The 10,415-nt window shown below is 77.2% G+C and carries 1 protein-coding gene; it reads right to left on the reverse strand.

Features of this window, described 5'->3' with window-relative positions:
• Position 1: 1 nt before the first annotated feature.
• On the reverse strand, positions 2-10,066 hold the full coding sequence (locus PVK74_RS10340) for a type I polyketide synthase (RefSeq protein WP_274478942.1): 10,065 nt from the start codon (positions 10,064-10,066) through the stop codon (positions 2-4).
• Positions 10,067-10,415: the final 349 nt, after the last annotated feature.

Below are 10,415 nucleotides of genomic sequence, written 5' to 3' on the forward strand. Positions count from 1 at the left end.
ATCAGGCCGAGCCGAACTCTTCGTCCAGCAGGCTGAAGATCTCCTCGGCGGAGGCCGACTCGAGGCTGGTGCCCTCGTCGGCGGCGGAGTCCGCACCGGCCTCGGTGTAGGTCCACAGGGAGAGCAGTTCGCGCAACCGGACGCCGACGGCGGCCCGGTCGGTGTCGCCGGTGGACACCGCGCGCATGGCGTGCTCCAGCTTGTTCAGCTCGCCGAGCACCGTCAGCGCGGACGTGCTGCGCTCCGCCAGCAGCGCGCCGCGCAGGTACTCGACGAGCGCGGCCGTGGTCGGCCGGTCGTAGATCAGCGTGGAGGGCAGCCGCAGGCCGGTGGCCGCGTTGAGCCGGTTGCGGAACTCGACAGCGGTCAGCGAGTCGAAGCCCAGCTCGACGAAGCCGCGCTCGGCGTCGATCGAGCGGATCGACGCGTAGCCGAGGACGGCGGCGGCGTGGGTCCGCACCAGGTCGGAGAGCACCTGGTCGCGGTCGGCCTCCGCCGTGGCGGCGAGGGTCTCCCGCAGCGCCTCGGCCGGGTTCCGCTCGGCGGCCCGGGCCGCGCCCGTCGCCGACGGCCGCACCAGCGACCGCAGCACCGGCGGCACCGCCGCCGGCCCGTGCCGGCCGATCAACGCGAGGTCCAGGTCGACCGGTACGACCACCGGCTCGGCGAAGCGCAGGGCCTCGCTGAACAGGTCCATGCCCTCCTCGGCGCCGAGCGGCACGAAGCCGCCCCGGTTCATCCGGGCCTCGTCGACGTGCCCGGTCTGCCCGTCGCCGGTGTCGTTGACCCACGGGCCCCAGGCCAGTGAGAGCGCCGGGAGTCCCCGGTCGTGCCGGTGCTGGGCGAGGGCGTCGAGGAAGCAGTTCGCCGCCGCGTGGTTGGCCTGCCCGGGGCCGCCGAAGAGGCCGGCCGCCGAGGAGAAGAGCACGAACGCGGCCAGGTCCAGCTTCTCGGTCAGCTCGTGCAGGTGCCAGGCCGCGTCGACCTTGGGTCGCAGCACGGTGTCGAAGCGCTCCGGGGTGAGCGCCGGCAGGACACCGTCGTCGAGCACCCCGGCGGCGTGCACCACGCCGGTCAGTGGCAGGTCGGCGGGGAGCTGGTCGACCAGCAGGGCGAGCGCCTCGCGGTCGGTGACGTCGCAGGCGGCCACCCGGACGGTGGCGCCCAGTCCGGCCAGCTCGTCGACCAGCGCGGCGACGCCCGGGGCGTCCGCTCCGCTGCGGCTGACCAGCAGCAGGTGCCGTACGTCGTGCCGGGTGACGAGCCGGCGGGCCACGAGCCGCCCGAGCAGGCCGGTCGCCCCGGTCACCAGGACGGTGCCGGCGGCCAGGTCGGGGCCGGACGCCTCGGCCGGGGGCGGCCCGAGGCGGGTCAGCCGGGGCACCCGGAGCTGCCCGGCGCGTACGGCGAGCTGGGGTTCGCCCGTGGCGAGGGCGGCCGGCAGCAGCGCGGCGGCCGGGGCGTCGTCGTCGACGTCGAGGAGCACGATCCGGTCGGGGTTCTCCGACTGGGCGGAGCGCAGCAGGCCCCAGGCGGTGGCGGCCGGCACGTCAGCGATCCGCTCGTCCGGGTCGACCCGGACCGCGCCGCGGGTGACCACCACCAGCCGGGCGGCGGTCAGGGCCTCCTCGGCGAGCCACTGCTGGGCCAGTGCGAGCATCCGGTGGGCGACCCGGTGCGCCTGGGCGGCCGGGTGCGGCTCGTCGGCGGCGGCTCCGGCGCAGGTCACCACCACCGCGTCGGGCGCGGCGGCACCGGCGCGTACGTCGGCGACCAGCGTCGACAGGTCCGGGTGCCGGTCGGCGCCGGACCAGTCGGCGCCGAGGACGACCAGCCGGGAGGCGGTGTCCGCGCGGCCGGTGGTGGGGGCGAGCCAGTCGAGGCGGTGCAGGGACCGGCTGGCGGAGCGGCGGGCGGCGCTGAGCTGCTCGCCGGAGATGGGCCGCAGGACCAGACCGTCGACGGAGGCGACCGGGGTCGCGCCCGTGTCGGTGACGGTCAGGGCCACGGAGCCGGCGTCGGTGGCGCGCAGCCGGATCCGCAGCTCGCGGGCACGGGTGGGCCGGATGGTGACGCCCGACCAGGTGAACGGCAGGCCCGGGCGGATGCCGGGGCCGCCCTCGGTGCCCGACGCGCCGCCGGCCGGGTCGTCGGCCGTGGCGCTGGCGCCGATGGCGTGCAGCGCCGCGTCCATCAGGGCCGGGTGCACCGAGAACGCCGTGGTGTCGGTGGACGCGTCGGCGTCCAGGGCGACCTCGGCGAGGATGTCCGGGCCCGAGCGCCAGGCGGCACGCAGCGCCCGGAAGGTGGGGCCGTAGTGGTAGCCCTGGGCGGCGAGCCGGGCGTAGAGCCCGTCGAGCGCGATCGGCTCGGCGGCGGCCGGCGGCCACACGGCGGCCGGCGCGGGATCCGGGTCGGCGGTGTCGGCGAGTTGCCCGGAGGCGTGCCGCTGCCAGGGCCGGGAACCGTCGGCCGCGGTGTCGTCGTCGCGCCGGGTGTGAATGGCGACGGGCCGGTGCCCGGTCTCGTCCGGCGGGCCGACGCGTACCCGCAGGTCGATTCCTCCCTCGGTGGGGATCGCCAGGGGCGCCTCCAGGTTCAGCTCGGCGACGGTCGCCGCGCCGGCCTGCCGGCCGGTCCAGGACGCGAGCTCCACCAGGGCCGTCCCGGGCAGCAGCACCGTGCCCAGCACGGCGTGGTCGGCGAGCCAGGGGTGCGTGGTGAGGGTGATCCGGCCGGTGAACAGCAGGCCCTCGTCGCCGGGCAGGTCGGCCACCGCGCTGAGCAGCGGGTGGTCCACCACGTCGAGGCCAACGGCGGGCAGGACGGAGCGGTGCGCGCCGGTGCGCTCCAGCCAGTAGCGGTGCCGGTCGAAGGCGTACGTGGGCAGGTCGACCGGTTCGGACTCGGGCAGCAGCCGGCGGTGCTCCACCGGCAGGCCGAGGGCGTGCGCGGTGGCGAGGCCGGTCAGCAGCCGGGTGGCGGCGTCGGCCGAGCCGCCGAGGGTGTCCAGGACGTGTCCGGGGGTGCCGGCGGCGTCGAGCGCGGCGGCGATCCCGGCAGCCAGTGCCGGCTCCGGCGAGACCTCCACGAAGGTCAGGTGGCCGGCCGCGACGGCGGCACGCAGGGCGGCGTCGAGCCGCTCCGGCCCCCCGTCCCCGGCGCCGGGGACGGCCGGGTCGGTGCCCGGGGTGGCCGGGTCGGTCCAGTGGTCGACGCCGAGGCCCGCCGCGTCGGCCCAGTCCCCGGTGACAGTGGAGGCCAGCCGGGCGGTCCCGGGCTGCGGCGCGAGCCCCGCCAGGGCGGCGCGGAGGCCGTCGTGGTCCAGGCCGCCGGCGGCGGCGCGGGCCCGCATCGCCACCGTGCGGGCGGCGTCGGGCAGGGACAGCAGGCCCGCCACGTACGCGGCCACGACCTCGCCGTCGCCGGTGCCGACGACAGCGGCGGGGGTGACACCGGCGTGCCGCCAGACGGCGGCGAGCGCCACGCCGACGGCGAACCGGACGGGCCGGGCCAGCTCCGGCCGGTCGGCCCAGGCAGCGTCCGCGCCGGTGAGCAGGGCGGCCGGATCGACGTCGACCCAGGGCGCGAGGGCCTGCCGGCACTCGGCGAGGGTGTCGTCGAAGACCGGGCAGCGGCCCACCAGTTCGGCCACCGCGCCCGCCGGGGCGGCGCCCGGGAAGACGAACACCGGTCCCGCGCCGTGGTTGGCGACGGTGCCGGTCACGACGTTGCCGGCCGGGGTGCCGGCGGCGAGCGCGTCCAGGCCGGCCAGCAGCTCGCCGGGGGTCGCGCCGAGCACGGCGGCGCGCCGGTCGAACGCCGAGCGGGTCGCGGCGAGCGACCAGCCGACCGCTGCCGGGGCGAGGCCGGGGTGCGCGCGCAGATGCCGGGCCAGCCGGGACGCCTGCGCGGCCAGGGCCGAGGCGGAGCGGGCCGAGACGGGCCAGGCCACCACGTCGGCGGTGAGCAGCCCGGCGGGGCGTTCCCCCGCCGCAGCGGCTGGCGGCGGCATCGGTGCGTCGGCCGCCTCGGCGCCGGCGGGCGCGTCGGCGGGCAGCTCGACGACCACGTGGGCGTTCGTGCCGGAGATACCGAACGAGGAGACCGCCGCGCGGCGGGGCCGGCCGGCGGCCGGCCACGGCCGGGACCGGGTCACCAGCTCCACGTCGCCGGCCGACCAGTCGATGTGCGGCGACGGCTCGTCCACGTGCAGCGTCGCCGGTACGGTGCCCTCCCGCATCGCCAGCACCATCTTGATCACGCCGGCCACACCGGCGGCGGCCTGCGCGTGGCCCATGTTCGACTTGACCGAGCCCAGCAGCAGCGGGCCGGCGTCGCCCCGGTCCTGCCCGTACGTCGCCAGCAGCGCCTGCGCCTCGATCGGGTCACCGAGGACGGTGCCGGTACCGTGCGCCTCGACGACGTCCACGTCGGTGACCGCCAGCCCGGCGCCGGCCAGCGCCTGCCGGATCACCCGCTGCTGGGAGGGGCCGTTGGGGGCGGTCAGCCCGTTCGACGCGCCGTCGGAGTTGACGGCGGAGCCGCGTACCACGGCGAGGACGCGGCGGCCCTGCCGCCGGGCGTCGGAGAGCCGCTGCACGAGCAGCATGCCGACGCCCTCGGACCAGCCGGTGCCGTCCGCCGTCGCGGCGAAGGACTTGCACCGCCCGTCGGAGGCGAGTCCGCCCTGGCGGGAGAACTCCTGGAACGCCGTCGGGGTGGCCATCACGGCCACGCCGCCGGCCAGCGCCAGGTCGCACTCGCCGCGCCGCAGCGCCGCCCCGGCGAGGTGCAGCGCCACCAGGGACGAGGAGCAGGCCGTGTCGACGGTGACGGCGGGGCCCTCCAGCCCGAGGGCGTACGCGACCCGGCCGGAGATGACGCTGTGCGCGGCGCCCGTCATCAGATAGCCCTCGACGCCCTCGGGTACCTCGGTCAGCCCCGTGCCGTAGCCGGAGGTGGAGGCGCCCACGAAGACGCCCGTACGGGTGCCCCGCAGCGACGCCGGGTCCACGCCGGCCCGCTCCAGCGCCTCCCAGGACGTCTCCAGGGTGAGCCGCTGCTGCGGGTCCATGGCGAGGGCCTCGCGGGGCGAGATCTCGAAGAACGCGGGGTCGAAGTCCGCCACGTCGTGGAGGAAGCCGCCCGCCGGCGGGTGCGTCCCCTCGGCCGGCTCGGGGATCTCCCAGCCCCGGTCGGTGGGGAACGGCGAGATGGCGTCCACGCCGTCGGCGACCAGCCGCCAGAACGCCTCCGGCCCGTCGACGCCCCCGGGGTAGCGGCAGGCCATGCCGACGATCGCGACGGGCTCGTCGGCGTCGACGACGACGGCCTGCGGGGCGGCGGCCGGGGCGGCGCCGGAGACCAGCTCGCGCAGGTGCGCGGCCAGCTCGGCGGGGGTCGGGTAGTCGAAGACCAGCGTGGTGGGCAGCCGCAGGCCGGTGGCCGCGTTGAGCCGCCCCCGGAAGTCCACGGCGGTCAGCGAGTCGAAGCCGAGGTCCTTGAACGGGCGCCCGCGCAGCTCGTCGGGGGTGGCGTGGCCCAGCACCGCCGCGGTCTGCTCGTTGACCAGCCGCAGCAGCTCCCGCTCCTGCTCCGCCGCCGGGAGCGCCGCGAGGTGGCGCAGCGGCGCCGCGACCCCGTCCGCCGGCGCGGCGGCCTCCTCCTGCGCGACGAGCGCCCGCACCTGCGGCAGGTCACCGAGGAACGGGCTGGGCCGGGCCACCGTGAACGCGGGGTGGAACCGGCTCCAGTCGACGTCGGCGACGGTCACGCAGGGCGTGGCCCGCCGCAGCGCCCGGTCGAGGGCGACGAGCGCCTTCTCCGGATCGACGGGCGGCAGGCCCATCCGGTTGAGCTGCTCGGTGGCGACGTTCTCGGCGGCCATGCCGTGCGCGCCGCCCCAGGCCGTCCAGGAGACGGCGGTGGCCGGCCGGCCCCGGTCGCGCCGGTTGACGGCCAGGGCGTCCAGCAGGGAGTTGCCGGCGCCGTACGCGCACTGCCCGGCGCTGCCCCACACGCCGGAGATGGAGGAGAACATGACGAACGCGGCGAGGTCGCGCTCGGCGAGGCAGGCGTCGAGGTGCAGGGCGCCGAGTACCTTGCCCGCGACGACGTGGGAGAACTCGTCGAGGGTGGTGTCGGTGATCGGGGTGAGCTGGTCGGTGCCGGCGGCGTGCACGACCGCCGTCAGGTCGGGCAGCGAGCCGACCAGGTCCGCCACGGACCGCCGGTCGGTGACGTCGCAGGTGGCGGCGGTGACCCGCCCGTCGGCGCCGTACCGGTCGAGCAGGTCCGCCACGGCGGGGGCGGCGGCGCCCCGGCGGCTGGCCAGGACCACCCGCCCGGCGCCCCGGTCGAGCAGCCAGCGGGTGACGTGGCCGCCGAGGGCGCCGGTGCCGCCGGTGACCAGGACAGCGCCGGACCACCAGTCACCGGCCGGGCTCTCGTCGCTCGGCGGCGGGGCCGGGGTGAGCCTGCGGGCCCAGGTGCCGCCGGGGCGCACGGCCACCTGGTCCTCGCCGCCGTGGCCGGCCAGCACGGCGGCGAGCCGCCGGGTGGTGGCGGCGTCGACGGTGGCCGGCACGTCGACCAGGCCGCCCCAGCGGTGCGGTTGCTCGACGGCCGCCGCGCGGCCGAGGCCCCAGACCTCGGTCTGCAGCGGGTGCGTGACCCGGTCGCCCGGGGCCGCCGCCACCGCTCCGCTGGTGACGCACCACAGCGGCGCCACCAGGTCCAGGTCGGTCATCGCCTGGACGAGGGCGAGGGTGCCGGCGGCGGCGAGGGTCACGCCGGGGTGCTCGGGCAGCAGCCGGTCCTGGCCGGCGACGACGGCGAGCACGCCGTCGACAGCGCGGCCGCCGGTCAGCACCCGGAGCCGGGCGGCGAGCGCCGCGCGGTCCAGGTCCGCGGCGCCGACGCGCAGCACCAGCGGCTCGGCGTCGCCGAAGAGCCCGGCCAGGCCGTCGGCCCACGCCGGCGCGTCCTCGGCGGGCAGCACGACCAGCCAGCGGCCCGCCGGGGCGTCGCCGTCCGCGACCGGCACGGGCTGCCAGCTCACCTGGTACGACCAGCCGTCCACGAGGGAGCGTTCCCGCCGGGACCGGCGCCAGGAGGACAGCACGGGCAGGGCCGGCAGCAGCGCCCGCACCTGCTCGTCGTCGTCGCCCAGCTCGCCGCGCAGCGTGTCGACGTCCGCCTGCTCCAGGGCGGCCCAGAACTCGTCGTCGCCGTCGGCGGAGGCGGTGTCGGGGCCGGCGGGCGGCGGCTCGGGCCAGAAGCGCTGGCGGCGGAAGGCGTACCCGGGCAGCGGCACCCGCGCGGTCTCGGCGCCCGCGTACAGCCGCGTCCAGGCGACCTCCACCCCGCCGACGTGCAGCTCGGCGAGGGCGGTGAGCGCCGACGTGGGCTCGGGGCGGTCGCGGCGCAGCAGCGCCACGGCGGCGGTCTCGTCGTCGGCCAGGACGTCGCGGGCCAGCGCGGTGAGCACCCCGCTGGGGCCGACCTCCAGGAACGTACGCACGCCCAGGGCCCGCAGCTGCTCGACGCCGTCGGCGAAGCGGACCGCCTCCCGCACGTGCCGCACCCAGTACTCGGCGGTGCGGATCTCGTCGGCGTCGGCGACGGCGCCGGTCAGGTTCGACACGATCGGCAGCGCCGGCGGTTGCAGCTCCAGCCGGCGCACCACGGCGGCGAACTCGGCGAGCATCGGTTCCATCAGCGGGCTGTGGAAGGCGTGGCTGACCCGCAGCGGCCTGGTACGTACGCCCTGGTCGGCCCAGCGGCGTTCGAGTTCCTCGACGGCGTCGGCGGCGCCGGAGACGACGACGGCGGTGGGCCCGTTGACGGCGGCCACGGCGACGGCGTCCTCGACGCCGGCCAGGGCGGCTCGGACGGCGTCGGCGGGGAGCTGGACGGCCAGCATCGCGCCGCCGGCCGGCAGGGCCTGCATCAGCCGGCCCCGGGCGGCCACCAGCGTGGCGGCGTCGGGCAGCGACAGCACACCGGCCGCGTGCGCGGCGGAGAGCTCGCCGATCGAGTGGCCGAGCAGCACGTCCGGGACGACCCCCCAGCTCTCCAGGAGCCGGAACAGCGCGACCTCGACGGCGAACAGACCGGCCTGGGTGTAGAGGGTCTGGTTGAGCAGCCCGGCCTCCTCGTCGCCCTCGGGCGCGAAGAGCACCGGGGCGAGCGGGCGGGGCAGGTGCCGGTCCAGCTCGGCGCAGACCTCGGTCAGCGCCCGGTCGAAGACGGGGAACGCGGCGGCCAGCTCGCGGCCCATGCCGCTGCGCTGCGCGCCCTGGCCGGAGAAGAGGAACGCGAGCTTGCCGCCGCGCGGGCCCGCGCCGGTGACCAGGCCCGGGGCGTCGCCGCCGGTGGCCAGCGCGCGCAGGGCGGCGGCCAGGTCGGCGCGGTCGCCGGCGAGCAGCACGGCGCGGTGCTCGAGGCTGGCCCGGGTGCTCGCCGACGACCAGCCGACATCGGTCAGCCGCGGCTCGGGGCGCTCGTCGAGCCAGTCGGCCCAGCGGGTGGCCTGCGCGGTCAGGGACGCGGCGTCGCGGGCGGAGACCAGCACCGGCACCAGGCCGGCACCGTCGACCGGGGCGGTGACGGGCGCGGTGACCGGGTCGGTCGCGGCAGCGGGGCCGTCCGGGGTGTCCGCCGGGGCCGGGTCGGCGGCCGGCGCCTCCTCGATGATCACGTGGGCGTTGGTGCCGCTCATGCCGAAGGAGGAGATGCCCGCGCGGCGGGGCTGTTCCCCGGCGGGCCACGGCTGCGGCTCGGTCGCCAGCGACACCGCGCCGGCCGTCCAGTCCACGTTGGGCGTCGGCTCGTCGACGTGCAGGGTGGCGGGCACGGTGTCGTGCCGCAACGCCATCACCATCTTGATCACGCCGGCCACGCCGGCGGCGGCCTGGGTGTGGCCGATGTTCGACTTCACCGAGCCGAGCCAGAGCGGCCGGTCGGCCGGCCGGCCCTGCCCGTACGTCGACAGCAGCGCCTGCGCCTCGATCGGGTCGCCGAGGGTGGTGCCGGTGCCGTGCGCCTCCACCACGTCGACCTGCTCGGGCGCGAGCCGGGCGCTGGCCAGCGCCTGGAGCACGACCCGCTGCTGGGACGGGCCGTTGGGGGCGGTCAGACCGTTGCTCGCGCCGTCCTGATTGACCGCGCTGCCGCGTACGACCGCGAGGACGGGGTGGCCGTTGCGGCGGGCGTCGGAGAGCCGCTCGACGAGCAGAAGGCCGGCCCCCTCGCCCCAGGCGGTGCCGTCGGCGGCGGCCGCGAACGACTTGACCCGGCCGTCCATGGCCAGGCCACGCTGGCGGCTGAAGCCGATGAAGGCGGACGGGGTGGACATGACGGTGGCCCCACCGGCCAGTGCCAGGGTGCACTCGCCCTGCCGCAGCGCCTGGCAGGCCAGGTGCAGCGCGACCAGCGACGACGAGCAGGCGGTGTCGACGGTGACGGCGGGGCCCTCGATGCCGAGCGCGTACGAGATCCGGCCGGACACGACGCTGGCCGCGGTGCCGGTGAGGATGTAGCCCTCGGTGCCGGGCGGCGGCTGCTGGAGCAGCCCCACATAGTCCTGGCCGGTGGTGCTGGCGAACACTCCGACCTGGTGGCCGCGCAGCGTCGAGGGGTCGATGCCGGCGTGCTCGAACGCCTCCCACGACGTCTCCAGCAGCAGCCGCTGCTGGGGGTCCATGGCCAGCGCCTCGCGCGGCGAGATGCCGAAGAACGCGGCGTCGAACTCGGTGGCGGAGTCGACGAAGCCGCCCTCGGCCACGTACGACGTGCCGGGGTGGTCGGGGTCCGGGTGGAACAGCCGGGCCAGGTCCCAGCCGCGGTCGGCGGGGAACGCGGAGTAGGCGTCGCGGCGGGAGTCGACGAGCTCCCACAGTTCCTCGGGCGAGGCCACCCCGCCCGGGAAGCGGCAGGCCATGCCGACGATGGCGATCGGCTCGCGGTTGGCCGCCTCAAGCTCGCCGAGCTTCCTCCGGGTCTGGTGAAGGTCCGCCGTCACCCATTTCAGGTACTCCCGGAGCGTATCTTCAGTCGCCATTGACGCCACCTCTTCGGGTCGGAGAGAAACAGCGACCCAATACCGTCCACGGACGCCACAAGCCGCGAAGATCCAAACCCATTCAGCCGACCACGAATTGCCAGACAAAATGGCGTTTCAGCCCCCCACCAGGTCTTACGCGCCGGACGAAAGGTAATTGTCGCCGGACGGCGGTCACAACCCCTAGCGTGCCCCTACGGGTGCCCCTAGGTGGCGGGGGCGCAGGCTGGGCCGACCCGCCCCGCGACCGGTGTGGCGCACCGCCCTCGCGGGGTGCGGCCGGGCGGGTGCGCGGACCCGCCCGGCCCAGCGTGTCACGACCGTCGACAACGGTCGTACGACACCATTC

Origin of the sequence: Micromonospora chalcea (assembly GCF_028768405.1) — a bacterium.
Classification (GTDB): Bacteria; Actinomycetota; Actinomycetes; order Mycobacteriales; family Micromonosporaceae; genus Micromonospora; species Micromonospora chalcea.